This window comes from Rufibacter ruber (assembly GCF_014138425.1).
Taxonomy (GTDB): domain Bacteria; phylum Bacteroidota; class Bacteroidia; order Cytophagales; family Hymenobacteraceae; genus Nibribacter; species Nibribacter ruber_C.
Genome location: NZ_JACJIQ010000043.1, coordinates 1 through 1,709 on the forward strand (window position 1 = coordinate 1; position 1,709 = coordinate 1,709).

Consider the following 1,709-nt stretch of genomic DNA (forward strand, 5'->3'; position numbering starts at 1 on the left):
TCAGGTTTAGCGCATGAATTTAGAAATGTTGAGAAAGTGGCTAAGATTATGAGTTTCTTCATTGATGATTTATTATAAATGCTGTCTAACGTACTAGTGTAAGCGGCGGCTGAGGCCGTCGGCCGAAGCTGCTGTTTACACGTGGTTGGGGGAAGTTATTTTTTCAGTCATAGAACATAACAATAGCTATTAGTTCTTTCTTGGCTTTAGAAATACCAACTACAATGAAATAATAGCCATAAATCCAAAATTCTGGTTCCTTTAATTTAATGTCTGCTTTTTCGGGGTTCTTTCTGCTTTCTTGGTTCTCAAACCATTCTTTGGAAATCAAGAAGAACGTAAAACTGTCTCCAAGCTGGGAAAGATGGTTTCCTAAATTATTCCAAATTACAATAAAATCTTCTCTGTCACTTTCTCCCCATTCTTCAGTGGCATATTTATCAAAAAAAGCAATTAGCCCAGGTAGAGTCAAGGCTCTAAAATCTTCTATCGAAAGTTTTTCTAAGTTGAATGCTGGTTTGAGATAATTATTTTGCTGTTGTAGAGGCTTTTCTTTTATGTCGTCCCTTGTACAGTCAATTCTAAAATAATCAGAATTTATAAAGTCAATAACTTCTATTTGTCCTTCAAATGAGAAAGTTGTGATGGTTGCCCCATGGTAATCCGCATCAAACTTTTCCTGTTTCAGTTTTTTCAGAAGCATCTTTATATTTATTCTAATTACCCCCAACGGCTAGTGTAAACTGCGGCGATGGCCGTCGGCCGAGATGCTGTTTACACAATGTTGGCGGACGTTGTTTCTTTATATCTGCTGATATTTTCTAATTCTGTTTTTGGCCTGATTTTCAAAAAACAGCCCGAAAACAGCTTACTGAGCGAAAAAGAATCTTTTGTTGTCCATCCGTTTTTGGCTTCATTTCGGAAAACGAGGCCGAAAACGCATTCCAAAAGTCTGATTGCATGCATTGAAGATAAATTCTATGCAAGCATTTTGCGTCAATTCCTCTTCTGCGGCTTTTCCAGGTCAAAGTCGGGCGGCGTTCACCAGCTTTTTCTAAGCTAACTTAATTCTTCTGCTGATTTATTTCTGCAACTCTAGCTGATTCTTTTCGTCGGGTTTGCTGATTTTATTTTGCTGGCCGCCGCGAGAACTTATGTTTACAATGACCGCCAACGTCTATGCTAAACGACGCGCTAGGCCGTCGGCCGAAGCGTGACGTTTAGGTGTTGTTATGTGCAGTTGTTTCTTTGCGCCCGCAGCCGATTTCTATTTACTTTCTCTGTTTTTGGCCTGATTTCAGGAAAACAGCCCGAAAACGGGAATCAGCCGCAATTCTTTATCCGTCTGTTTTTGGCACGTTTTCAGAAAAAGAAGCCGGAAACGCATTTCGAATCGGTCCGTCTGCACGCGTTGCCGATAAATTCCTTTTGCTCAAACGCTTGGCCGATCCCTCTACTGCAACATTAGCCGATAAAGTCGGGCGGCGTTCATTTTCTTTTGCTGAGGTAATCTAACCTTTTGCCGGTTCACTTTTGCAGCAATTCCCGATTTTTCGTGGGCTTCTGCTGATTTTTTTGCTTGCCGCCGCGAGAACTTCTATTTACAATTGCACATAACGAACAAGGCTAGAAGGCGTCCTGCACGCATTGTAGAGGTTGGATGCCTTCTAGGCGTAGTTATCCGCAGTTGTTTTTCCTTTTTCAGGTAC

At 41.1% G+C, this 1,709-nt stretch carries 1 protein-coding gene; it reads right to left on the bottom strand.

Annotated elements, in window-relative coordinates:
• Positions 1–163: 163 nt before the first annotated feature.
• Entirely contained in the window at positions 164–703 is a 540-nt protein-coding gene (locus FHS90_RS22175; RefSeq protein ID WP_182514621.1) for a hypothetical protein, read from the bottom strand.
• Between the last annotated feature and the right edge of the window lie 1,006 nt (positions 704–1,709).